This window comes from Demequina phytophila (assembly GCF_000971135.1).
Taxonomy (GTDB): domain Bacteria; phylum Actinomycetota; class Actinomycetes; order Actinomycetales; family Demequinaceae; genus Demequina; species Demequina phytophila.
Genome location: NZ_BBLW01000001.1, coordinates 399,682 through 423,550, shown reverse-complemented (window position 1 = coordinate 423,550; position 23,869 = coordinate 399,682). Strand labels below are relative to the sequence as shown.

General features: G+C 71.2%; 22 protein-coding genes. 13 read left to right on the top strand and 9 right to left on the bottom strand.

What is annotated here, in order from left to right:
* Positions 1 to 51: 51 nt before the first annotated feature.
* Positions 52 to 1,350: a glutamyl-tRNA reductase gene (locus AOM01_RS14675; RefSeq protein WP_082109900.1), complete on the bottom strand. Its 1,299-nt coding sequence runs from the start codon at positions 1,348 to 1,350 to the stop codon at positions 52 to 54.
* A gap of 45 nt (positions 1,351 to 1,395) precedes the next feature.
* On the opposite strand from AOM01_RS14675, the gene hemE reads away from it, so the two are divergent.
* The 5 genes from hemE to AOM01_RS02030 all read left to right on the top strand — a co-directional run bounded on the left by hemE (position 1,396) and on the right by AOM01_RS02030 (position 6,371).
* Positions 1,396 to 2,490 carry a uroporphyrinogen decarboxylase gene (hemE, locus tag AOM01_RS14670; protein ID WP_062288611.1) on the top strand — a complete coding sequence of 365 codons (1,095 nt, stop codon included), beginning with the start codon at positions 1,396 to 1,398 and terminating at the stop codon, positions 2,488 to 2,490.
* Positions 2,483 to 3,763: a protoporphyrinogen/coproporphyrinogen oxidase gene (locus AOM01_RS02045; protein ID WP_062288192.1), complete on the top strand. Its 1,281-nt coding sequence runs from the start codon at positions 2,483 to 2,485 to the stop codon at positions 3,761 to 3,763. The genes hemE and AOM01_RS02045 overlap by 8 nt, the downstream gene beginning before the upstream one ends.
* Before the next feature lie 48 nt (positions 3,764 to 3,811).
* Positions 3,812 to 4,486, top strand: a complete 675-nt coding sequence (hemQ, locus tag AOM01_RS02040; RefSeq protein ID WP_156155785.1) for a hydrogen peroxide-dependent heme synthase — start codon at positions 3,812 to 3,814, stop codon at positions 4,484 to 4,486.
* Entirely contained in the window at positions 4,480 to 5,670 is a 1,191-nt protein-coding gene (locus tag AOM01_RS02035; protein ID WP_156155799.1) for a ferrochelatase, read from the top strand. The genes hemQ and AOM01_RS02035 overlap by 7 nt, the downstream gene beginning before the upstream one ends.
* Before the next feature lie 221 nt (positions 5,671 to 5,891).
* Positions 5,892 to 6,371, top strand: a complete 480-nt coding sequence (locus AOM01_RS02030) for a hypothetical protein (protein WP_062288184.1) — start codon at positions 5,892 to 5,894, stop codon at positions 6,369 to 6,371.
* A 233-nt stretch (positions 6,372 to 6,604) separates the two neighbouring features.
* Here the strand turns inward: AOM01_RS02030 and AOM01_RS02025 are convergent, their stop codons facing one another.
* From AOM01_RS02025 to AOM01_RS02010, 4 genes are all read right to left on the bottom strand, one after another.
* Complete coding sequence (locus AOM01_RS02025) at positions 6,605 to 7,918, bottom strand: NAD(P)/FAD-dependent oxidoreductase (RefSeq protein WP_062288180.1); 1,314 nt, start codon at positions 7,916 to 7,918, stop codon at positions 6,605 to 6,607.
* 149 nt (positions 7,919 to 8,067) lie between these two features.
* Positions 8,068 to 9,456: a class II fumarate hydratase gene (locus AOM01_RS02020; RefSeq protein WP_062288177.1), complete on the bottom strand. Its 1,389-nt coding sequence runs from the start codon at positions 9,454 to 9,456 to the stop codon at positions 8,068 to 8,070.
* A gap of 101 nt (positions 9,457 to 9,557) precedes the next feature.
* On the bottom strand, positions 9,558 to 10,478 hold the full coding sequence (locus tag AOM01_RS02015) for a carbohydrate kinase family protein (protein WP_062288174.1): 921 nt from the start codon (positions 10,476 to 10,478) through the stop codon (positions 9,558 to 9,560).
* Positions 10,475 to 10,726, bottom strand: coding sequence for an exodeoxyribonuclease VII small subunit (locus AOM01_RS02010; protein WP_062288171.1), 252 nt, complete (start codon positions 10,724 to 10,726; stop codon positions 10,475 to 10,477). Before AOM01_RS02010 ends, AOM01_RS02015 begins: the two co-directional genes overlap by 4 nt.
* A 119-nt stretch (positions 10,727 to 10,845) precedes the next feature.
* On the opposite strand from AOM01_RS02010, the gene AOM01_RS02005 reads away from it, so the two are divergent.
* The gene (locus AOM01_RS02005) at positions 10,846 to 11,418 is read left to right on the top strand and encodes a hypothetical protein (protein ID WP_062288168.1); all 573 of its coding nucleotides are present in this window, start codon (positions 10,846 to 10,848) and stop codon (positions 11,416 to 11,418) included.
* Positions 11,419 to 11,545: 127 nt separating this feature from the next.
* On the opposite strand, the gene xseA is transcribed toward AOM01_RS02005, so the two are convergent.
* Entirely contained in the window at positions 11,546 to 12,784 is a 1,239-nt protein-coding gene (gene xseA / locus AOM01_RS02000; protein ID WP_228374184.1) for an exodeoxyribonuclease VII large subunit, read from the bottom strand.
* Between the two features lie 31 nt (positions 12,785 to 12,815).
* Between xseA and AOM01_RS01995 the strand changes: the two genes are divergently transcribed.
* Positions 12,816 to 13,799: a 4-hydroxy-3-methylbut-2-enyl diphosphate reductase gene (locus tag AOM01_RS01995; protein WP_228374183.1), complete on the top strand. Its 984-nt coding sequence runs from the start codon at positions 12,816 to 12,818 to the stop codon at positions 13,797 to 13,799.
* Positions 13,800 to 13,863: 64 nt separating this feature from the next.
* Here the strand turns inward: AOM01_RS01995 and AOM01_RS01990 are convergent, their stop codons facing one another.
* Entirely contained in the window at positions 13,864 to 15,102 is a 1,239-nt protein-coding gene (locus AOM01_RS01990) for a DNA recombination protein RmuC (RefSeq protein ID WP_156155784.1), read from the bottom strand.
* 280 nt (positions 15,103 to 15,382) lie between these two features.
* On the opposite strand from AOM01_RS01990, the gene AOM01_RS01985 reads away from it, so the two are divergent.
* From AOM01_RS01985 to AOM01_RS01970, 4 genes are all read left to right on the top strand, one after another.
* Complete coding sequence (locus AOM01_RS01985) at positions 15,383 to 17,038, top strand: peptide ABC transporter substrate-binding protein (RefSeq protein ID WP_062288160.1); 1,656 nt, start codon at positions 15,383 to 15,385, stop codon at positions 17,036 to 17,038.
* 186 nt (positions 17,039 to 17,224) lie between these two features.
* Complete coding sequence (locus AOM01_RS01980; protein ID WP_062288159.1) at positions 17,225 to 18,151, top strand: ABC transporter permease; 927 nt, start codon at positions 17,225 to 17,227, stop codon at positions 18,149 to 18,151.
* Positions 18,144 to 19,079, top strand: coding sequence for an ABC transporter permease (locus AOM01_RS01975; RefSeq protein WP_062288157.1), 936 nt, complete (start codon positions 18,144 to 18,146; stop codon positions 19,077 to 19,079). The genes AOM01_RS01980 and AOM01_RS01975 overlap by 8 nt, the downstream gene beginning before the upstream one ends.
* Positions 19,076 to 20,830, top strand: a complete 1,755-nt coding sequence (locus AOM01_RS01970; RefSeq protein ID WP_062288155.1) for a dipeptide ABC transporter ATP-binding protein — start codon at positions 19,076 to 19,078, stop codon at positions 20,828 to 20,830. The genes AOM01_RS01975 and AOM01_RS01970 overlap by 4 nt, the downstream gene beginning before the upstream one ends.
* 26 nt (positions 20,831 to 20,856) lie before the next feature.
* Here the strand turns inward: AOM01_RS01970 and AOM01_RS01965 are convergent, their stop codons facing one another.
* Complete coding sequence (locus AOM01_RS01965) at positions 20,857 to 21,057, bottom strand: hypothetical protein (protein ID WP_062288153.1); 201 nt, start codon at positions 21,055 to 21,057, stop codon at positions 20,857 to 20,859.
* 77 nt (positions 21,058 to 21,134) lie between these two features.
* Here AOM01_RS01965 and ychF point away from each other — a divergent pair, with 77 nt between their 5' ends.
* Both ychF and AOM01_RS01955 read left to right on the top strand, forming a co-directional pair.
* Positions 21,135 to 22,220 (top strand): redox-regulated ATPase YchF, encoded by a 1,086-nt coding sequence (gene ychF, locus AOM01_RS01960; RefSeq protein WP_062288151.1) that lies wholly within the window; start codon positions 21,135 to 21,137, stop codon positions 22,218 to 22,220.
* A gap of 56 nt (positions 22,221 to 22,276) precedes the next feature.
* On the top strand, positions 22,277 to 23,044 hold the full coding sequence (locus AOM01_RS01955) for a hypothetical protein (RefSeq protein WP_062288149.1): 768 nt from the start codon (positions 22,277 to 22,279) through the stop codon (positions 23,042 to 23,044).
* 208 nt (positions 23,045 to 23,252) lie between these two features.
* Here AOM01_RS01955 and AOM01_RS01950 read toward each other — a convergent pair whose 3' ends face one another.
* Positions 23,253 to 23,849: a TetR family transcriptional regulator gene (locus AOM01_RS01950; protein ID WP_062288147.1), complete on the bottom strand. Its 597-nt coding sequence runs from the start codon at positions 23,847 to 23,849 to the stop codon at positions 23,253 to 23,255.
* Positions 23,850 to 23,869 lie beyond the last annotated feature (20 nt).

Genomic DNA, 23,869 nt, shown 5'->3' with positions numbered 1-23,869 from the left:
AGCCGATCCGCGCGCGTTTAGGAAACGCGCGCGTGTGCTAAATGAGGCCGGTCAGTCCTCGTGCGCCGCCTCGGCGTCGATCTGGGGAGCGGGGCAGGCGTCGTCGGGCACGGCGACGTCGATCCCGTACAGCGCGCGGATGGCCTCGAGGTACTGCGTGGCCTCGCCCGCCTGCGCGTGCTCGCGCGCCCGCACGGTCGGGGTGTGGAGCAGCGTCTTGGCGAAGCGGCGCAGCGCCTGCTCGACCTCGTCGGCGCGGTCGATGGCGTCCTGCGGCGCGCCGGCGCCCGGGCGCACGCGCGCGACCTCGCGCTCGAGCAGGCCGAAGACGTGCTCGCGCAGTGCGACGACCGCGGGGTCGAGCGTGCGGGCGCTCTCGCCGTCGCCGAAGCGTGCGACCGCGTGCGCGACGATCGCGCGGGCGGCCTCGATCGCGCCCACCGCCTCGCCGGGGGCGCGGGCGCCCACGTCGTCGAGGCCGATCACGGTGACGCCGCGCAGGTCGCCCACGCCGGGGGCGATGTCGCGATGCAGGGCCAGGTCGATCAGGGTGAGGGGTGCGTCCAGGCCGTGGCGCGCGTGCGCAACCAGCGCCGGGGTGAGGACCACCGACTCGCCGCCGGAGCAGGCGAAAACCACGTCGGCCTCGCGGACCGCGAGCTCGAGGCCGTCGAGGTCGACCGCGTCGATGCCGTGGCGGCGCGCGAACTCGGCGGCACGTCCCGAGGGAGAGAAGACCGACGCCACGTTCGCGCCGCGCCCGTGCAGGGTGCCGACGGCCGTCTCGGCGAGGGCTCCGGTGCCGATGATCAGGACCCGGGCGCCGTCCCAGCCGACTGTCGCGTCCGCGAGGTCGAGCGCGACCGACACGACCGAGCGGCCGGACGTGCCCAGCCCGGTCGACGAGGCGACCACGCGCGACGTGCGCAGCGCGGACTGGAACAGGCGGTCCAGGCGCGGGGTGAGCTGGTGGCGGCGCTGCGCCTCCAGGTGGGCGCGGCGGACCTGGCCGGAGATCTCGCGCTCGCCCACGACCATGGACTCGAGGCCCGAGGTCACCGACAGCAGGTGGTGGATCGTGTCGTCGTCCTCGAACGGCGACATCGAGCCCTCGACGGTGGCGGGGTCGAGCGCGCTCGCGCGGGCGATCGCCTCGACCACCTCGCGGCGTGCCGCCTGCGGGTCGTCCGTGTCGACGTAGACCTCGAAGCGGTTGCACGTGGGCAGGACCACGGCGCCGGTGACGGCGCCGCCCGCGGCGATGAGCTCCGCGGCGAGCGCGTCGGCTCCGACCTGGAGCTGCTCGAGCACGGCGAGGTCACGGTTGCGGTGCGAGGCGACGAGGGACATCAAGGACACGGTCACAATTCTGACACGGCCGCGCGAGGGGGCAGAATTGAGGCCGTGTCCGCCCTTCCCGCCTCGCATCCGCTCGTCGACGGCCGCCTCGCCGACGCCCCCCTCCTCGCCGCCCTGAACGGCACCCGGCCCGCGCATCGTCCCGTGTGGTTCATGCGGCAGGCGGGCCGCTCGCTGCCGGAGTACCTCGAGGCGCGTCGCGGCACCACCATGCTCGAGTCCTGCCTCACGCCGGCGCTCGCGGCGGAGATCACGCTGCAGCCCGTCCGCCGCTACGGCGTGGACGCGGGCATCTTCTTCTCCGACATCGTGGTGCCCATGAAGGTCGCGGGCGTGGGCGTCGAGATCGCGCCCGGCGTGGGGCCCGTGTTCGACCGGCCCATCCGCTCCATGGCCGACATCGCGGCGCTTCCCGCGCTCGGCGAGGCCGGCGACGGCGGCGCGTTCGACGCCGGGCTCGAGCCCATCCGCGAGGCCGTGCGGCTGACGGTCGCGGAGCTCGGCGGCACGCCGCTCATCGGGTTCGCCGGCGCCCCCTTCACCCTGGCTGCCTACATGGTCGAGGGTCGCCCGTCGCGCGACCACCTGGCCGCGCGACGCCTCATGGTCGAGGCGCCGGACGTGTGGCACGCTCTCGCCGACTGGACGTCGCGCGCCGCCGGCCTGTTCCTGCGGGCCCAGGTGCTCGCGGGCGCCTCCGCGGTGCAGCTGTTCGACTCGTGGGCCGGCTCGCTGGCGCCGGCGGACTACGTCGAGTTCTGCGCGCCCGGCTCCGGTGCCGCGTTCGCCGCCGTCGCGGACCTCCCGGTGCCGCGCATCCACTTCGCCGCGCACGGCTCGCACCTGCTGCGGCCCATGTCCGAGGTAGGCGCCACGGCGATGGGCGTCGACTACCGGATGCCGCTCGACCAGGCGTCGCGCCTGCTCGACGGCGCCCTCCCGCTCCAGGGCAACATCGACCCCGCGCGACTGTCCGCGCCCGTCGACGCGCTCGAGGCCCACGTGCTCGACGTGCTCGCGCGTGGTGCCGAGGCACCCGGCCACGTGGTCAACCTGGGCCACGGCGTGCCCCCGGAGACGGACCCCGACCAGCTCCAGCGGGTGGTCGACCTCGTGCACTCGCGTGGCTGAGCGCGTCCTCGTCGTCGGCGGCGGGGTCTCCGGCCTGCTCGCGGCGCGCCGCCACGCGCGGGCCGGCGCCGTGGTCACGCTGCTCGAATCGGGCGACGGCTGGGGCGGACGCGTCAGCCCTCTCGCTCTCGCGGGGCTCACCCTCGACGCGGGTGCCGAGTCCTTCGCGACCCGCACGCCCGCCGTCGAGGCGCTCGCGCGCGAGCTGGGCCTCGGCGAGGACCTGGTCGCGCCCACCCGCGCGCCCGCGTGGGTGGTGACGCCCGACCGCGCCTACCCGCTGCCCACCACGGGCTGGCTCGGCATCCCCACGCGGCCGCTGCTGCACGACGTCCGCCGGATCATCGGCTGGGGCGCCGCGGCGGAGGCGGCGCTCGAGCGCTCGCGGCCGCTCGGCGAGGTGAGGGACGATGCCACGGTCGGGGGCCTCGTCCGGGCACGCCTGGGCGACCCGGTCGCCGACCTGCTGGTGGCTCCCGTGCTGCAGGGCGTGTACTCGCGCCCCCTCGACGAGCTCGCGCTCGCCGCGATCGACCCGACGCTGCCGCAGCAGCTGCGGGATGCCGGAAGCCTGCTCGAGCTCGCGTCGCGTCGGAGGCGCCTCGCGCCCGCCGGCGCCTCGGTGATGGGGCTGCGAGGCGGCATCTGGCGGATCACCGACGCGCTCGCGGAATCCGCGCGCGAGGCCGGGGTGCGCCTGGTGCGCGGCACGGCCGCCGAGTCCGTCGAGCGGATCGACGGCGCGTGGCGCGTGCGCGCGGGCGGCGGAACCCTGGTGGCCGACACCCTGGTGCTCGCGGTGCCCCGGCCCGCGGCTCACCGCCTGGTCCCGGACCTGCCCCATCCGCCGGAGGAGCGCCGCGTCGCGCTCGCGACGGTGGTGCTCGACGCGCCCGAGCTGGACGCCTCGCCGCGCGGCACGGGCGTGCTCGCGCTCGACGGCGTGACGCGCGCCAAGGCCCTCACGCACGCGACCGCGAAGTGGCGCTGGGTACGCGACGCCGCGCGGGGCCGCCACGTGGTGCGGTTGTCCTACGCCATCCGCGACCCGCGCGAGGACCTGCTCGCGCACGCGCTGCCCGACGCGAACAGGCTGCTCGGCGTCGACCTGCCCGCCGACCGGGTGGTGGCGTCCGCGCTGGTGGAGTGGCCCGACGCGTCCCCGGCTCGGGTGAGCGACGCGCGGCCCCTGCCCGGGCTGGAGCTCGTCGGGGTCGCCGCGGGGCTCAGCGGGCTGGCCGCGATCGTGGGGGCGGAGACGCCCGGGACCTAGGTCCCAGCGATTTCCCAAGGCGGGTCGATCCATCGGAAGATGGGTCCCATGACCGAGAACCCCTCTGGCTTCACCCTGTTCGCCGTGCTCGACGGCATGCTCCACGCACCCGACGAGGAGCTCGCGGACGTGGTCGAGCACTTCGATGCCGCCGTCGCCGAGATGGCGGAGCACGACGTCACGCTGCGCGGCATCTACGACGTGTCGGGCCTGCGCGCCGACGGCACCGTGATGCTGTGGCTGCACGGCCCCGTGCTCGAGGACCTCCAGCTCGCGCTGCGCGAGCTGCGCGCGACCGAGCTCCTCGCCGAGACCCAGCTCACCTGGTCCGCGGCCGGCGTGCACCGTGACGCGGAGTTCAACAAGCGCCACGTGCCCGGCTTCCTGCGCGGTGAGCGTCCCCGCAACTGGCTCACCGTGTACCCGTTCGTGCGCTCATACGAGTGGTACCTGCTGCCCGAGGAGGAGCGCTCCGTCATGCTGCGCGACCACGGCATCAAGGGCGCCGCGTTCAAGGGCGTCGTCGCCAACACCGTCGCCGCGTTCGCGCTGGGCGACTACGAGTGGCTGCTGCCCATGGAGGCCGACGAGGTCACCGACCTGGTCGACATGATGCGCGAGCTCCGCTACACCGAGGCCCGCCGCCACGTGCGCGAGGAGCTGCCGTTCTACACCGGCCGCCGCGTGACCACCGCGGAGGCCGTGGAGGTGCTCGCATCGTGACCGCCGCATCGTCCCCCCAGCCGCTCGCCGCATCGTCCCGCGTGCTCGACGCGACCACCTACGACGCGATCCTGCTCGCCGGCTTCGGCGGCCCCGAGGGTCAGGACGACGTCATCCCGTACCTGCGCAACGTCACCCGCGGCCGCGGCATCCCCGACGAGCGCCTCGAGGAGGTGTCGCACCACTACCGGCACTTCGGCGGCATCAGCCCCATCAACCAGCAGAACCGCGACCTCAAGGCGGCGCTCGAGGCGGAGATCGCGTCGCGCGGCCTCGGCCTGCCGGTCTACTGGGGCAACCGCTTCTGGGCGCCCTACTTCGCGGACGCGCTGCGGGAGCTGCACGCCGACGGTCACCGCAAGGTGCTGGTCCTGGTGACCACCGCGTTCTCGAGCTACTCCGGCTGCCGCGCCTACCGCGAGGACCTCGCGACCGCGCTCGCGGAGACGGGCCTCGAGGGCGAGATCGTGCTCGACAAGGTGCGCCAGTACTTCGACCACCCCGGCTTCGTGAACCCCAACATCGACGCCGTCCGGGGCGGGCTCCGCTCGCTGCGCGAGCAGGGCCTGCTCGACGGCGCGCAGGTGATGTTCGCGACGCACTCGATCCCCACCGCTGCCGCTGACGTGTCCGGCCCGCGCGAGGCCCTCCCCTCGGGCGCGGAGGTCGCCACCGGCGGCGCGAACGAGTGGTACGCCGGCGGGGGCTGGTACGTCGAGCAGCAGCGGGCCGTGTCCGCGCTGGTGATGGACCGCGTCGCCGACGAGTTCCCCGACGTGCCGTGGTCCCTGGTGTTCCAGTCCCGCTCCGGCTCGCCGGAGATCCCGTGGCTCGAGCCCGACATCAACGACGCGATCGAGGCGCTGCCGGAGTCCGTGAAGGGCCTGGTGATCTCGCCCATCGGGTTCGTGTCCGATCACATGGAGGTCGCGTGGGACCTCGACAACGAGGCCGTGGAGACGTGCGAGGGGCGCGGGATCGTGCCCGTGCGCGTGCCGACCGTGGGCGTGGACCCGGCGTTCGTCGCGGGACTCATCGACCTGGTGGAGGAGCGCCACGTCGCCGCCGCGGGGGACAAGCCGCGCGCCCGCGAGGCGCTCACGGAGCTGGGCCCCTGGCAGGACGTGTGCCCCACGGACTGCTGCCTTGGCCGGGCCGCCAAGCCGACGGTGGCCTCCTGCTGAACCCCGCGCGAGTTCGCTCAGCACGGTCTGACGGCCGACACGCAGGGGCGACCCGCGCATCGTCTCCGGGCGGCGGCGTGTCGCCGCTCAGACCGTGCGCAGCGAATCTCCGGCGAGCGGGAGATAACGCAACTTCAATGTTGCGTTAATCGCCGCGGTCCGTCTACAGTGGGCGCACCGGGCGGCGCAGGGCCGCCCACGATGCCGTCTGGAGCCGCCGCATGACGCTCACCCGCGAGGCCCTCACCGACGTCGCCGCGATCGCCGCGGCCGCCCCGCAGGCCCAGGTCCGCCTCGGAACGTCGCACGGGTCCGACGTGGTGATCGGCGAGCACCCGGACGGCGCGATGTGCATCGACGGCTTCCGTCGCCTCATGGCCGCGTGGGTCGACGGCTGCGAGCCGCAGGTCGACTCGGTCGCGTTCGAGGGCGCCCGGTACGAGGGCGGGATGCTCACCCTCGACGGCGTCCGCTACTTCGCGACGCGGCTGAGCGCGCGGGAGACCGCGGAGACGCTGCAGCAGCGCGCCGCCTGGCCCGACGCGGCCCACGCCGTGGTGCGCGAGGACCTGCTGCTCGACGTGAGCGTGGTCCAGGTGATGTCGCCCGAGCTCGACGAGGACGGCGTCGAGGCCGCCGCGCGCGACGCGCAGGCCGCCTGCCTGGTCGAGGAGCTGTGCCGCGAGGTCGCCGCGGCCTAGAGACGTGCTCGCGGCACTGGGACGGTCGCCGAGGACGAACAGAAGGGCCCGGGGAGGGTGGATCTCCCCGGGCCCTTCGCTGTCCCCGGCAGCCCGCCGTGGGGACGCTCCTCCACACGGATATGGCAGTGATCCACCAGCAGGCGCCGATCTCGCCCCAGGATGACCGGAGGGGGACGATGCGCGGGTCGCCCGTGTGGATGAGCGCCCGGGGTGTTGGCGGTCGCCGGGCGCTAGCTGCGCGCGGCCTCCTCGAAGGCGCGGCGCGGCTCGTGGATGCGGCCCATCGAGACCAGGTCGCGGCGGAACAGCAGCGCGGTGGTCCAGTCGAGCGCCACGCGCGCCTTGCGGTTGAAGGTCGGGATCGCGAGCAGGTGGTACGTGCGGTGCATCACCCACGCAGGCCAGCCACGCAGCTTGAAGCCCATGGTGGTGGCGACGCCCTTGTTGAGGCCCAGCGACGCGACCACGCCCAGGTGCTTGTGCTTGTACTGGGTGAGCGGCTCGCCGTTGAGGTACGCGGCGAGGTTGCGGCCCAGGTGCTTGGCCTGGCGCACCGCGTGCTGCGCGGACGGGGCGCACCAGTCGCCCTCGTCCTCGACCAGGTTGGGCACCTGTGCGCAGTCGCCCGCGGCCCATGCGCCGCGCACGGGTACGCCGTGCTCGTCGATGACCTGAAGCGTGGCCGCGGTGTTGACGTGGCCGCGCGGGCCCAGCGGCAGGTCGGAGGACTGGATGACGGGGGAGGGCTTCACCCCGGCGGTCCACACCAGGGTGTCGGCCTCGAAGGCCTCGCCGTTGGACAGCACGATGTGCCCGTCGACGCAGCTCTCGAGGCGCGTCTCCAGCAGCACGCGCATGCCGCGGCGCTCGAGCTCCTCGACCGTGTACGCGCCCATGTCGGGGCCCATCTCCGGGAGGATCCGGTTCATCGCCTCGACCATGACGAAGTTGAGGTCGTCGCGCGACAGCTCGGGGTAGTAGCGCAGCGCCGCCTTGGCCATGTCCTCGGTCTCCGCGAACGCCTCGACGCCGGCGAAGCCGCCGCCCACGAACACGAACGTGAGCAGCTTGCGGCGCAGGTCCTCGTCCTCGGTGGTCGCGGCGCGGGCGATGCGGCCCAGCACGCGGTTGCGCAGGCTGATCGCCTCCTCGACGTACTTGAATCCGATGCCGAACTCGGCGAGGCCCGGGACGGGCAGGGTGCGGGACACCGCGCCGAGCGCGATCACGATCTCGTCGTACTCGACCGCGAACACCTCGCCCAGGTCCGTGGTCGCCTCGACGGTGCGGCTCGCGTGGTCGATCCGCTCGACCTTGCCCTGGAGGATGCGTGCGCCGTCGAGCTCGCGGCGCAGCGGCACCACGGCGTGACGCGGCTCGATCGATCCGGCGCCCACCTCGGGCAGGAACGGCGCGTACGTCATGTACGGGCGACGGTCGAGCACGGTGATGTCGACCTTGTCCGGTGCCTTCCGCAGCAGTGTGAGCGCGGTGTAGAGGCCTACGTAGCCTCCACCAAGGATGAGGACTCGGGTGCGTGACATGAGGACACCTCCAGGGAGGGGAACCCCGGGTGGCCGGACGCTGTTCCCGCGCCCGCCTGCCCGCGGCGGTGCGATCGTGAACGCCAGAATTCTACGCGATGGCCCGCCAACCGGTCAGCGGCGGATCCTCGCCGCCGACAGCGCCGCTCTCAGCGCCCGACCATCGTGGTGACGTCGAGCAGCGCGTCGAGCTGCTCCTCCGTGATCTCGCCGCGCTCCACGAAGCCGAGGTCGACGGTCGCCTCGCGCACCGTCAGGCCCTTCTTCACGGCGTGCTTCGCGATCGCGGCGGCGTTCTCGTAGCCGATGACCCGGTTGAGGGGCGTGACGATCGACGGCGAGGCCTCGGCGAGGAAGCGCGCGCGCTCCACGTTCGCGACGATCCCGGAGACGGTCCGGTCGGCCAGCACGCGCGACGCGTTCGCGAGCAGGCGGGTGGACTCGAGGACACCGAGCGCCATCACCGGGATCTGCACGTTGAGCTCGAAGGCCCCGGACGCGCCGGCCCAGGCGACCGTCGCATCGTTCCCGACCACCCGGGCGCAGACCATGAGGACGGCCTCGGGGACCACGGGGTTGACCTTGCCGGGCATGATCGAGGAGCCCGGCTGGAGGTCGGGCAGCGCGATCTCGCCCAGGCCGGTGTTGGGGCCGGAGCCCATCCAGCGCAGGTCGTTGCAGATCTTGGTGAGCGACACCGCGATGGTGCGCAGCGCACCGGAGACCTCGACCAGGCCGTCGCGTGCGGACTGCGCCTCGAAGTGGTTGCGCGCCTCGGTGATGGGCAGCCCGGTGTCCTCCGCGAGCAGCGCGATGACGCGCTGCGGGAAGCCCGCGGGCGTGTTGATGCCGGTGCCCACCGCGGTGCCGCCGAGCGGGACCTCCGCGACGCGGGGCAGCGCGACCAGCAGGCGCTCGACGCCGTAGCGGACGGCGGCGGCGTAGCCCGAGAACTCCTGGCCCAGCGTCACCGGCGTCGCGTCCATGAGGTGCGTGCGGCCCGACTTGTAGACGTCCGCGAACTCCTCCGCCTTCGCCTGGAGCGCGACCGCCAGGTGCTCGAGCGCCGGGATCAGGTCGCCCACCAGGGAGGACGTTGCGGCGACGTGCACCGACGTGGGGAACACGTCGTTCGACGACTGCGAGGCGTTGACGTGGTCGTTGGGGTGCACCTCGCGGCCGAGCGCCCGCGTCGCCAGCGTCGCGATGACCTCGTTCGTGTTCATGTTCGAGGACGTGCCGGACCCGGTCTGGAACACATCGACGGGGAAGTGGGAGTCGTGCGTGCCGCCCGCCACCTGGTCCGCGGCGGCGACGATCGCGTCGGCGATGTCCTGCTCGAGCACCCCGAGCTCCGCGTTCGCGCGGGCCGCGGCCTTCTTCACGCGGGCGAGCGCCTCGATGTGGCGCCGCTCGAGCGTGATGCCCGAGATGGGGAAGTTCTCGACGGCGCGCTGGGTCTGCGCGCGGTAGAGGGCGTCGGCGGGGACGCGGACCTCGCCCATGGTGTCGTGCTCGATGCGGAACTCCGTTGTCATGGCGCCCAGTCTGGCACGCCCCGACGGGCCCTTCGTCCCTCGCGTGCGACATCGCACACGATTGCCGCGGGACGATGCGGCGGTCGCGTCCGCGCGGACGTTCAGTCCGCGTCGAGCTCCTCACGCGTGGGCGGGTTCGCGCCGGCCCGGGATACGGTGATCGCGGCGATCCGGGTGCAGCGGCGGAGGATGAGGCCCACCTCGGCGTCGTCGATCGCACGGAGCGCGGCGCGGCGGTCGCGGCCCAGCAGGCCCGCCTCCCACAGGCCGTCGATGAGCCCGCCCATGAACGAGTCGCCCGCACCCACGGTGTCGGCGACCTCGACTGCGGGCGCCTTGACGGTGATCTCGCGGCCGTCGTGCAGGAACGCCGTCGCGCCGTCGCCGCCCCGGGTGACCACCACCATGGCGGGACCCGCGTGCGACCACTCGCGCGCCGCATCGTCCGCCGTGCTGTCCGGGAAGAGCCACGCGAGGTCCTCGTCGGATGCCTTCACCACGTCCGCGAGGGCGACCATGCGGGCGATCGCGGGACGTGCCTCGTCGGGGGACCCCATGAGGGAGGGTCGCACGTTCGGGTCGTACGTGACGGTGGAGGTGTAGCGCAGCGCGCTCACGATCTTGTGGACGGTGGCCGCGCCGGGCTCCATCACGGCGGCGATCGAGCCGGTGTGCACGGCGAGCGGGGCGTTGCGCAGGCGCGCGCTCGTCGAGACGTCCCACGCGATGTCGAAGTCGTAGGTGGCGGCGCCGCTCGCGTCGAGCGTCGCGGTGGCCACCGAGGTCGCGTGCGCGCCGGCGGAGCCGGGAACGATCTGCACGCCGCTGGCCTGCAGGTGCTCGGCGCACAGCGCGCCGTTCGCGTCCTGACCCAGGCGGGTGAGGAGGTCGACCGAGCGCCCGAGCCGCGCCAGGCCCAGGGCCACGTTGGCGGGCGAGCCGCCCGGGTGGGCCGCCGTGCCGTCGGGGCCCATGACCACGTCGACCAGGGTCTCGCCGACCACGAGGACGTGGCCGGTCATGCGTCGAGCTCCTCGGCCGCGTCGATGGCGTCACCGTCGCCCTGCGCGGCGTCGATGCGCTCGCGGGCCCCGTCGAGCAGCGCCTGGCAGCGGGCGGCGAGGGCCTCGCCGCGCTCCCACAGGCCTAGCGACTCGTCGAGCGTCGCGCTGCCCGCCTCGAGCCTCGCGACGATCGCGATGAGCTGGTCGCGGGCGTCCTCGTAGGTGAGGGACTCCACCGGGGCATCGAGGGGTGCGGCATCGCTCATGACGGCTACCGTACCCGCGGCGCGCTCAAGCCCCGTGCCCGTTCTGCCGAGAACAGCGTCATAACGGGGTGCCTGACCCCTCCCATGAGGCACGACCCGGACGACACGATGAGGTGGACATGTTCAGCGACAGCACCAGCGCACCCCAGACCGCACGCAAGAGCGCGCAGCAGATGATCACGGCGGGCATCACGGACGGGGAGCTGGCGACGCTGTCCCGGTCGCCCGAGGTGAAGGTCCGCGCGGCGGTGGCCGAGCACGCCGGCACGCCGCTCATGACGCTCCTGCGACTCGCCGAGGACGCGTCCGCCGACGTCCGCATCGCGCTCGCCCGCAACCGCCGCGAGTCGATCCCCATCGAGCTGCGCGAGGACCTCGCCAAGGACAAGAACGTCGACGTGGTCTACGCGCTGATCGACAACCCGGCCGTTCCCGAGTCGCTCATCGCGAAGCTCGGCCGCCACCTCCACAAGGAGTACGCGAAGGCCGCGCGCGCCCGCGCGGCGGCGGTGAAGGCGGGCACGTGGGTGCCCGCGACCGCCGCCCCGGAGGTCGCTCCCGCGGTGCCCGAGCTGGTGGTGCCCACGTTCGCGACCGTCGAGGCCGGGCCGGCGCGCCGCGAGGCGCCGGCGCCCACCACGTCCGCCGCTCGCGCGGACGCGCTGGACGTGCTGCTGGGCGCCAAGCGCTGAGCTCCCCCGGACACTCCGAACGGAGCTCGTCCGGGTCTGCACGCGTGTCGCGGGGTTGAGGGGCCTTCGCGACCGCGTGTCGTGGCGAGATCCGTTCGGAGTGTCCAGGGGCCGGGGCGCACGCGGGTCAGCCGCGCGCGGTCGCCTCGACCTCGCCGCGGGCGAGCCTGAGCCGCAGGACGTCGCCCTTCCGGACCTGTGCCGCGTCGCGGACCACGGCGCCGGAGGCATCCCGCACCACCGCGAAGCCGCGCTCGAGGGTGCTGAGCGGGCTCAGCGCGCGCAGCGAGGCCGTCAGCTCGCGGGTCGCGGCTTCGGCGCGGTCCACGCGCCAGGTCATCGCCGCCGTCGACCCGGCCCGCAGCCGCGCCACGGCGTCCGCGTAGGGCGCGAGCATGGCCTGCGGGAGTGCCAGGACGGGCCGCGACCTCATGGCGGAGAGTCCCGCGGACTCGCGCGCGACCAGCCGTTCGACGGCGCCGGCCATGGCCGCGCGGGAGCGGGCGATGCCCTGCGTCTCCGCGGCCGCATCGGGGACGATGCGCTTGCCGGCGTCCGTAGGCGTCGAGGCCCGGTAGTCGGCCACCAGGTCCAGCAGGGGCGAGTCCTTCTCGTGGCCGATCGCGCTGACGAGGGGCGTCTCGCAGTTCGCGGCGGCGCGCACGAGCGCCTCGTCGCTGAACGGCAGCAGGTCCTCGAACGAGCCTCCGCCGCGCGCGACCACGATCACGTCGACCTCCTCCATCGCATCCAGCTCGCGAATCGCCGCGGTGGTCTCCGGCACCGCGCGCGGACCCTGCACCGTCACCCGACGGATCGTGAACGTGACGCCCGGCCAGCGGCGCGTCGCGTTCTCGACCACGTCGTGCTCCGCATCGCCCTGGGTCGCGCACACCAGGCCCACCACGCGCGGGATGAACGGGAGCGGCACCTTCCGGTCGACGTCGAACAGACCTTCGCCCGCGAGCGCCTCCTTGAGGGCCTCGAGGCGGGCGAGCAGGTCGCCGAGCCCCACCTGGCGGATCTCGCGGCCCCCCAGCTGGAGCGATCCGGAGCGGGTCCACCACTCGGGCTTGGCGTGCAGCACCACGCGGGTACCGTCGACAAGATCGACGCCGAGCGCCTCCGCCTCCCGGGCCGGGATGGTCGCGGACATCGACATGTTCTCGTCCGTGTCGCGGAGCGTGAGGAACACCAGGTGGCGCCAGCGCTTGACGTTGAGCACCTGCCCCTCGACCCACACCGTGGGCAGCCGCGACACGAACTCGCCGATCTTGGGGGAGAGGTGGCGCACCGGCCATGGACGCTCGGCCGAGGTCTCGCCGGCGGTCGCGGGCAGCGAGTGGGGCGTGGGGGTCTCGGTCACGGCGACCAGCCTGCCACGTAGGATGGACGGCATGCCCGACACCACCACCAAGCGCGTCCTGCTGGCCGCGCCGCGAGGCTATTGCGCGGGCGTGGACCGCGCGGTCATCGCGGTCGAGAAGGCCCTCGAGCTCCACGGCGCGCCCATCTACGTGCGCAAGGAGATCGTCCACAACAAGTATGTGGTGGAGACCCTGAGCGAGCGCGGCGCGGTGTTCGTCGAGGAGACCGATGAGGTGCCCGAGGGCGCCCGCGTGGTGTTCTCCGCGCACGGTGTCTCGCCCGCGGTGCGCGAGGCCGCCGACCAGCGCAACCTGCTCACCATCGACGCCACGTGCCCGCTGGTGACCAAGGTGCACAAGGAGGCCATCCGCTTCGCGCGCGACGAGCGCACCATCCTGCTGATCGGGCACACGGGTCACGAGGAGGTCGAGGGGACCGCCGGCGAGGCGCCCGAGCACACCATCGTCGTGAACTCGCCCGAGGACGTCGACGGGCTCGAGGTCCCGGACCCCGAGAACGTGGTGTGGCTGTCGCAGACGACGCTGTCGGTCGACGAGACCATGGAGACCGTGCGGCGGTTGCGCGAGCGCTTCCCCGCGCTGCAGGATCCGCCGAGCGACGACATCTGCTACGCCACCCAGAACCGCCAGGTGGCGGTCAAGAAGCTCGCCCCCGAGTGCGACCTGGTGATCGTGGTGGGCTCGGCGAACTCGTCGAACTCGGTGCGGCTGGTCGAGGTGGCGCTGCAGTCCGGCGCGACCGCGTCGCACCGCGTGGATCGCGCCTCGGAGATCCGCGAGGAGTGGTTCGACGGCGTCACGACCGTGGGCGTCACGTCCGGCGCCTCGGTGCCGGAGATCCTGGTGCGCGACGTGCTCGACTACCTCGCAGGCCGCGGCTACGAGACCGTCGAGGAGGTCCGCACCGCGACCGAGGACCTCATGTTCTCCCTGCCGCGTGAGATCCGCGCCGACCTCAAGGCCAAGGAGGCCGAGCGCGCCGTCCGCGCCTGACCCCGGTCCCGGCGTTCCACCTCCTATGGGGAAGTGGTTGACGGTTTCGCGAGGTCTGGGATTCCTATGGGGAAGCGGGTGACGCCTCGGCGCTGAGCTCGGGCGTGGTGAGCTCGGGTGCCGCGAGCACCCTGATGTCGGTCTCCGCCTGCTCCACGGCCGGCAGATCCGCGGGCAGGTGCTGCATCTCCCCGAACTTCCGGGCGCTCACCAGCACGCGCGACTCGAGCGAGGCGACCGTCGCGTTGTACGCCTTGCCCGCCTGGTCGATCGACCGGCCCACCTTCGCAAGGTGGCCCGCCATGGTCGACAGGCGGTCGTAGAGCTCCTTGCCCAGTGCGAGGACCTGCTGGGCGTCACGTGCGAGCGCGTCCTCCTTCCACGCGTGCGCCACGGTGCGCAGCATCGCGACCAGCGTGGTGGGGGTTGCGATCATCACGCCCTTGCCGTACGCGTACTCCTGGAGCGACGCGTCCTGCTCGACGGCGGTCTGGTAGAAGGCCTCCGACGGCACGAACATCACCACGAACTCCGGGGCCGAGGCGAACTGGTCCCAGTACCGCTTGGAGCTGAGGTCGTCGATGTGGCGCCGCACATGCCGAGCGTGGGCCTGCAGCCGCTCCGCGCGCACCGCCTCATCCTCCGCCTCGAACGCCTCGAGCAGGCCCACCAGCGCGACCTTCGAGTCGACCACGATGGTCCGGCCGCCCGCGAGCCGCACGGTCATGTCGGGGCGCAGGTTGCGTCCCTCGCCGTCGCGCACCACGTCCTGCTCGGTGAAGTCGACGTGGGGGAGCATCCCCGCGAGCTCGACCACGCGCCGCAGCTGCACCTCGCCCCAGTTGCCGCGCACGTCGGAGCGCCTCAGCGTGTTGACGAAGTCGTCGGCCTTGCGCCCCACCCGCTCGGAGGCCTCGAGCATCTGACGCACCTGCTCTCCCAGCGCCGCCTGACCCGCCGCCCGGGCGCGGTCGGCCTGCGACGTCTGCTCGCGCATCGTCTCCAAGGTCCGTGCGAGCGGGTCCACCATCGCCCTGATCGCCTGCTCGCGGCGCAGCAGCGCCGCCCCTGCCTCCTGCTCGGAGCGCTTGAGCCGCTCCTGCGCGAGGTCGAGGAACTGGGCCTGGCTGGCCCGCAGAGCCTCGCCGCTGAGCGCCCTGAACTCCTGGCGCAGCGTGTCGCGCTCGTCGCGGAGGCGGGCGGCGTCGCGACGAGCCGCGGACTGCGTGCGCCGGGTCGCGATGAGGCCGCCGAGCGCGGCTCCGACGATCAGGCTGAGGAGCGAGAGGAGAAACGTGACCATGATCACAACGGTGCCACGGGGGTCCGACAGCGCCGCTCAACGGCCTCAAACGGGACGTAGGTCATGTGATCCAGGTCACATCCGTCTCGCATGGTGGGACGCGTGATTACTGTTTGGTCACAAATCCCGAAAGGTTTGGTCTCGGAAACAAAACGTTAACGCCGACCTGTTTAGCCTTCTGGGGTTGCACGTCATCAGCGTGCATCCGAGTCGTCGCTCCGACACCCCGGAGGGACGCCTATCCCAGTCCGTCGTCCGGCGGGCACCTGTAGGAGGAAAAGTGAAGTTCAGCAAGTCCGTGATCGGCGGTGTGACCCTCGCCTCGGCGTCGGCGCTCGTGCTGGTCGGCTGCTCGTCCACCGGCTCCGAGACCGACTCGTCGGCTTCGGCGGGCGGTGCCGCGACCGGCGACATGATCATCAAGACCAACGGTTCCGAGCCCCAGAACCCGCTCATCCCGGTGGCGACCAACGAGACCGGTGGCGGCAAGATCATCGACGCGATCTTCGCGGGCCTGGTGTCCTACGACGCCACGGGTGCCACGCAGAACGAGGTCGCGGAGTCCATCGAGACCGAGGACAACCAGACCTTCACGATCACGCTCAAGGACGGCTGGACCTTCACCGACGGCACCCCCGTCCAGGCCCACAACTTCGTCGACGCGTGGAACTGGGGCGCCGACCCGGCCAACGCCGCGACCGCGCTCAACAGCTACTTCCTCGAGCCCATCGAGGGCTTCGACGGCTACAACACGGACGAGGGCGCCTCGAACCCGGAGATGTCCGGCCTCAAGGTCATCGACGACCTCACCTTCTCGGTGACGCTGGCCGCTCCGAACGCCGAGTTCCCGCTCGCGCTGGGCTACTCCGCCTTCTACCCGCTGCCCGACGTGTTCTTCGAGGACCCCGAGGCCTTCGGTGCGGCCCCGGTCGGCAACGGCAACTACATGCTCGCCGACGCCGCCGACTGGCAGCACGACGTGCAGATCGACCTCGCGGTCAACCCCGACTACGCGGGTGAGCGCACGCCGGCCAACGACGGCCTGTCGATCATCTTCTACGCGACGCAGGACGCGGCCTACGCCGACCTGCTCGCCAACAACGTGGACGTCATCGACGGCATCCCGCCGTCGGCCTTCGCGTCCTACGAGGCCGACCTCGGCGACCGCGCCGTGAACCAGCCGGCCGCGATCTTCCAGTCCTTCACCATCCCGGAGCGCCTCGAGCACTTCTCGGGCGAGGAGGGCAAGCTCCGCCGTGCGGCCATCTCGATGGCCTTCGACCGCGAGCAGATCACGGACGTGATCTTCGAGGGCACCCGCACCCCCGCGTCGGACTTCACCTCGCCGGTCATCAACGGCTGGTCGGACTCCATCCCGGGCTCCGAGGTCCTCACCTACGACCCCGAGCAGGCGCAGGAGCTGTGGGCCGAGGCTGACGCGATCAGCCCCTGGTCCGGCACCTTCGAGATCGCCTACAACGCCGACGGCGGCCACGACGTGTGGGTCGACGCGGTCCTCAACCAGGTGGGTCAGAACCTTGGCATCGACGCGGTGGGCCTGCCCTTCCCGACGTTCGCCGAGCTCCGCACCGAGGTCACCAACCGCACGCTCGACGCCGCGTCGCGCTCCGGCTGGCAGGCGGACTACCCGTCGCTCGAGAACTTCCTCGGCCCGATCTACTACACCGGTGCCGGCTCGAACGACGGCGACTACTCGTCGAAGGCCTTCGACAAGCTGATCGACGAGGGCAAGCAGGCTGCCACGCCTGAGGAGGCCATCGAGAAGTTCCAGGCCGCGCAGGAGATCCTCTTCGAGGACCTGCCCGCCATCCCGATGTGGTACTCGAACGTCAACGGCGGCTTCGCCGAGGGCGTCGAGAACGTGGTCTTCGACTGGCACTCGGTGCCGCTCTACTACGAGATCACCAAGGGTTAATCTCGACCGTCGGCCCGCCCCGCTCATGCGGGGCGGGCCTTCGTTCGTCCATCACCCGCCGGGCGCCTCGACGCCCCCTCCACCGTCGCGAGCGCGTCCCCGCGCCGCGCGTGGAGCGGCGCGGCACCGGCCAGGTAGAATCGGCACTCTCATGCTCAAGACATCTCTCAGCCGCGAGGTGCGCCCATGCTGATGTACGTGGTGCGCCGCCTCCTGCAGGCGATCCCCGTCTTCCTGGGGACGACGTTCCTCATCTACTTCATGGTCTTCTCGATGCCGGGCGACCCTGTGCTCGCCCTCTTCGGGGACAAGACGCCCAACCCGGCCGTGCTCGAGGCGCTGCGCCAGCAGTACCACCTCGACGAGCCGTTCTTCATGCAGTATCTGCACTACCTCCAGAACCTCTTCACCGGGAACCTCGGTGAGACGTTCTCGGGTCAGCAGGTCACGGACGTCCTCGCCCGTGCGTTCCCGGTGACGCTCAAGCTGGTGCTCATGGCGGTCATCATCGAGTTCCTGCTCGCGACCGTCATCGGCCTCATCTCGGGCCTGCGCAAGGGCGGCATCATCGACAACACCAACCTGGTGGTCGCGCTGGTGCTGAGCTCCGTGCCCCCGTTCGTGGCGCTGTTCCTCGCGCAGTACTTCATCGGTATCAAACTCGGGTGGGCACCGGTCACGGTGGGCGCGAACACCACCTGGAGCGCGATGTTCCTCCCGGCGTTGGTGATCGCGCTCACCATCTACGTCACGGGCATGAGGCTCATGCGCGGCTCGGTCATCGAGGCGCAGTCGGCGGACTACGTCCGCACCGCGCTCGCCAAGGGCCTCACCCGCCGCCGCATCATCCCGGTCCACGTCGCGCGCAACTCGCTGATCCCCGTGATCACGAACACCGCGGCCAGCTTCGGCGCCCTGATCGCCGGCACGACCGTCACCGAGGGAATCTTCAACATCCCCGGCGTCGGCAAGGTCCTCTTCGACGCGATCATCAAGGGCGAGACCGCCACGGTGGTCTCGATCGTGACGATCCTCACGATCCTCTACATCATCGTGAACATCCTCGTGGACCTGCTGTACGCCGTGCTCGACCCAAGGATCCGCTATGTCTGACCGCACGATCGAGCACTACGTCGCCCCGATCGACGAGAATTCGGCCGTCGAGGTCGACAAGGTCAAGCTCTCCGAGCGCCGCTCCAACCTCTGGCTCGACGCGTGGCGCGACCTGCGCCGCCGGCCGTTGTTCTACATCGCTCTCGCGATGGTGCTGGTGGTCACCGCCGCGGCCTTCTTCCCCGAGTGGTTCACCAGCGTCGACCCCAGGGCGACGGATCTGGCGAACTCGAACGGCCCGGCGGAGCCCGGCCACCCGCTCGGATTCACGTTCCAGGGCGCGGACATCTACGCCCGCATCATCTACGGCGCGAGCACCTCGCTGGCCGTGGGCGTGCTCACCATGCTCATCACCGGCGTCATCGGTATCCCCATGGGCGCGCTCGCGGGCTTCTACGGCGGCTGGGTGGACTCGTTCCTCTCGCGCATCGGCGACATCTTCTTCTCCATCCCCTACTTCCTCGCGGCCGTGGTCGTGATGTCGGTGATGCCGTCGAAGAACGTCCTGACCATCTCGTTCGCGATCGGTGGATTCGCGTGGGCCTCGCTCGCGCGCATCCTTCGCGCGGAGATCCTGCAGGTGAAGAATCTCGAGTACGTGATGGCGTCCGAGGCGGTGGGCAGGTCCAAGTTCGGCACGCTCGTCCGCCACGTGCTCCCGAACTCGCTCACGCCCGTGATCGTGTACCTGACCATCGCGCTCGGCGCGGCCATCACCGCAGAGGCGACCCTGTCCTTCCTCGGTGTGGGCCTCAATAACGTCATCTCCTGGGGTAACGACATCGCGGACGCCCAGTCGTCGATCCGCGTCGCGCCGGGCTCGCTGTTCTGGCCGTCGCTCGCGCTGACGCTCACGGTGCTCGCGTTCATCGTGCTCGGTGAGCTGCTCCGCGACGCGCTCGACCCGAAGGCGAGGGCTCGCCGATGACTGAGGAGAACACCGTGCAGACCCTTCCCAGCGGCGCCAAGCCGGCGGATGCGAACGCGCCCCTGGTCGAGGTCAAGGACCTCGAGGTCACGTTCAAGACGGGCTCGGGCGACGTTCACGCCGTCCGCGGCGTGTCCTTCGACATCCACGCGGGTGAGACCGTCGCGATCGTCGGCGAGTCCGGCTCGGGCAAGTCGACCACCGCGACCGCGCTGATCAAGCTGCTCGCCGGCAACGGCCGCATCTCCGGCGGCCGCGTGCTCGTCGACGGCAAGGACATCACCGACTACAGCGAGCGCCAGATGGCGTCCGTGCGTGGCGGGACCATCGGCTACGTGCCGCAGGACCCGATGTCCAACCTCAACCCCGTGTGGAACATCGGCTTCCAGGTGCGCGAGGCCATCCGTGCGAACGGCGTGGCCACGGGCAAGAAGAACATCGAGGCCAAGGCCATCGAGGTGCTTCACCAGGCCGGCCTGGGCGACGCCGAGCGTCGCCTCAAGCAGTTCCCGCACCAGTTCTCGGGCGGCATGCGCCAGCGCGTGCTCATCGGCATCGGCCTGGGCGCGGACCCGCGCCTGCTGATCGCGGACGAGCCCACCTCGGCGCTCGACGTCACGGTCCAGAAGGTCATCCTCGACCACCTGGAGACGCTGACCCGCGAGAAGAACACGGCGATGCTCTTCATCACCCACGACCTGGGCCTCGCCGCCGAGCGCGCGTCCAAGGTCATCGTGATGAGCCAGGGCAAGATCGTCGAGGCCGGTCCCAGCCTCGAGCTGCTCCAGCACCCGCAGCACCCGTACACCAAGCAGCTCATCGCGGCGGCCCCGTCGCTCGCGTCGCGCCGCATCCACTCGTCTGTGGGCGAGCACCTGGTGGACGATGTCAAGGGCCCGGACCTGCTGAGCCTCGCGGAGAAGCACGACGACACCGAGGCGGCCGCCCAGGCCAAGCCGGTGGTCGTGTCCGTCAAGGACCTGCGCAAGACCTACATGATCCGTCGTGGCAGCTTCCGGTCGGACCCGCTGCACGCGGTCGACGGCGTGTCCTTCGACATCCACAAGGGCACCACGCTCGCGCTGGTGGGCGAGTCGGGCTCCGGCAAGTCCACCGCGGCGCGCCTGGTGCTCGGCCTCGAGAAGCCGACCGAGGGCCAGATCACGGTCGGCGGAGTCGAGATGGCGGACGCGTCAGGCAAGGCGCTGTTCGACCTGCGTCGTCGCATGCAGGTGGTCTTCCAGGACCCGTACGCCTCGCTCGACCCGCAGCGGTCGATCGGCGCGATCATCGCGGAGCCGCTGAAGGTCCACAAGGTCGGCGACCGCAAGAGCCGCCACGCGCGCGTCAGCGAGCTGCTCGACCAGGTCGCGCTCCCCGCCGCCATGGCGGACCGCTACCCGAACGAGCTGTCCGGCGGTCAGCGCCAGCGCGTGGCCATCGCCCGCGCGCTCGCGCTCAAGCCCGACGTGGTGGTGCTCGACGAGGCGGTCTCCGCTCTCGACGTGCTGGTCCAGGCCCAGATCCTGCAGCTCCTCGCGGACCTGCAGGAGGAGCTCGACCTCACCTACCTGTTCATCACCCACGACCTCGCGGTCGTGCGCGTGGTTGCCGACGTGGTGGCCGTGATGGAGCAGGGCAAGATCGTCGAGACCGGCGGCACGGACGAGATCTTCGAGCGTCCGCAGGAGCAGTACACCCAGCGTCTGCTGGACGCGATCCCCGGCGCGGGCATCGAGTTCGGCTCGTAGCCCTCGAGATCAGCCCCGCGGCCCCGTCAGTCCTCGCGACCGGCGGGGCCGCGGCGCTTCTCCGGGAAGGGTTCCATCTGCTCGGGTGACGGGATCTGGATGCCAGCCACCGCATCGTCCCGCGGCGGCGCCTCGCCCACCACCTCGGTGGCCGGCCGCACCTTGTCCAGGTTATTCTGCTCGCGCGTATGCGCGAGGCCCGGGTTGAACAGCTCCTCGAAGCTCATGGCCTCAGGGTAGGACGGGACGATGCGCGGGTCGCCCGGGCGGGCACCGTCGCCGGCCGCCGGTAGACTTGTCGCCCGTGGCTCTTACCATCGGAATCGTCGGTCTCCCGAACGTCGGCAAGTCGACCCTGTTCAACGCCCTCACCCGCGCCGAGGTGCTCGCCGCGAACTACCCGTTCGCGACCATCGAGCCCAACGTCGGTGTGGTCCCGCTGCCGGATGCGCGCCTGGGCCAGCTCGCCGAGGTGTTCGGCTCCGAGCGTGAGGTGCCCGCGACGGTGTCGTTCGTCGACATCGCCGGAATCGTCAAGGGCGCGTCCGAGGGCGAGGGCCTGGGCAACGCGTTCCTCGCGAACATCCGCGAGGCCGACGCGATCTGCCAGGTGACGCGCGGCTTCGAGGACCCCGATGTGATCCACGTCGACGGCAAGGTCGACGCGGCCTCGGACATCGAGACCATCAACACCGAGCTCATCCTCGCGGACCTGCAGACCGTCGAGAAGGCGATCCCGCGTCTCGAGAAGGAGGTGCGTGCGAAGAAGGCCGACCCGAACTTCCTCGCCGCGGTGACCACCGCCAAGGGGATCCTCGAGTCGGGCACGGCTCTGAGCGCCGGCGCCGCCGCCGCGAAGCTGGATCTCGCGGACGTGAAGGAGCTCAACCTCCTCACGGCCAAGCCGTTCATCTACGTCTTCAACGTGGACGATGCGGTCCTCGCCGACGCCCCCAAGCGCGAGGCCCTCGCGGCGCAGGTCGCGCCCGCCGAGGCGATCTTCCTCGACGCGAAGTTCGAGGCGGAGCTCGTGGAGCTCACCGAGGAGGAGGCGCGCGAGATGCTCGCCGAGAACGGTCAGGACGAGTCGGGCCTGGACCAGCTCGCGCGCGTCGGCTTCGACACGCTCGGCCTGCAGACGTACCTCACGGCGGGCCCCAAGGAGGCGCGCGCGTGGACCATCCACAAGGGCTGGACCGCCCCGCAGGCCGCGGGCGTGATCCACACCGACTTTGAGCGCGGCTTCATCAAGGCCGAGGTGGTTCACTTCCACGACCTCCTCGAGACCGGCTCGATGGCCGAGGCGAAGTCCAAGGGCAAGGTCCGCATCGAGGGCAAGGACTACGTCATGCAGGACGGCGACGTGGTCGAATTCAGATTCAATGTGTAATTCGCCGTTCTGTGCCTAGCCTTCGTGGTGCGGCTCCGCATCCATAGGATGTCGACATGCACAGCGTTCTGACTGCGGCGCAGGCCGCGCAGTTGGCCCAGGTGCCGAAGAGTTCGAGCGGCTACATGGAGTACTCGCCTTGCCGCGTGACGCTGCGTTCGGGTGAAGTGCTCGACCGTGTATATGTCGTGGACGAATCGCAGTTCAGTCGCTCGTGGGGCACTGCTGCCTCGCGAGTGTCTATAGAGGACGTCGTACAAATAGAAGATAGTCCGGTTCGGCTCCCCGCAGACCTGGCCAACAAGCTCTACGAGGCGGGCGAATCCGGCATGGGCTACACGATGTTCAGTGCGCGGATGCGTGACGGCGAACAGTTGCCGTTCGTTGTCGGCAATGCCGTGGACTTCCCGAACTGGCGTCCAGGATTGGATCCGCGCGACGTCGTCGACGTCGTACCGCACGCCGGACGTGCCGAGTTCCGTGATCGGCAGCCTCGTATTCACGAGAAGTCCGCGCCATACGAGTGGTGTCTGTACAGAGCCAACGAAGCGCAGGGTGAGACCTTTAAGCGGCGCTGGCTGGGGTGGACCGTTTCTTCGCTTGGCTATCGGGTCAGGATCATGGGACGCAACGACCTCCAGTACGAGGACGAGTTCGGACGTCAACGTCTGTTTGCAGACCCTGACGGCAACGGCGGAATCGTCGTTGAGACCGCGCGCATCCGCGACAGACCTGAGCGAACGCGTGACGATGTGGTCGACCGGCTGCGAAGGGCGTTCACTTCGCGTGGCTGGACCATGGTCGAGTCGGGCCGCGACGGGTAAGCGCCGTCCAGCGGTGCGCGCTACGGCGTCGACAAGCAGACGTTGTTCGGCTACGGAACGCGGTCGAGTTCAGGTTCAACGTGTAGTTCCGGTTCAACCGCTGGTCGCTGATCCGAGGCAGGCGCTCGGGTCGACTGCTCCGGGCAGTCGCCGTGCGCGCTGGTTCCGCGCGACATACGGATGCAGAGTCAGGTGTTGCGTGAGGCGGCTACGCGGTGGGCTGGAGCGCGCCGAAGCTTCGGCGGAGGAGCTCGACTGAGCTCTCCTCGGCATCAGTCTCGGCCCATGCGGTCAGGGCGATGTCGAAGCAGGCGAGGGAGGCCTGGACGATGGCCTCGGCGCGCAGGCCCCGGTGGTCGCCGTCGAGGCGTTCGGCGACGATGGGCGTGAGCAGGTGTGCCCACAGCAGGTGCTTCTCGAGGTTCCTGGCCCGCAGCGCCGCGGTGCTGCCGAGCACCCGCATCGCCTTCCTGCCCTGCGCCTCGTTCCGACCCGGGGTCGCGAGCAACGCCTCGTAGGACGCGAGGAGCGCGTCCCAGATCGGCTCGTCTGAGGGGCGAGCTACGAGCTGGTCCCGCACATGCTCGCCCCAGCCGGCAGGATCGCCGATCACCGTGTCCTCCTTCGCGGGGAAGTACCGGTGCACGCTACGTGGCGAGACGCCGACCGCGGCGGCGATCTGCTCGACGGTGACGTTGTCGAACCCATGCTCATCGAAGAGGTCCAGCGCGACCTCGGAGATGCGCGCACGGACCGCGTCGCGCGCGATCGCGCGCGTGCCTCCGGGCTTGGTGACCTCGCTCATAGATCCATCATAGCGCGCCA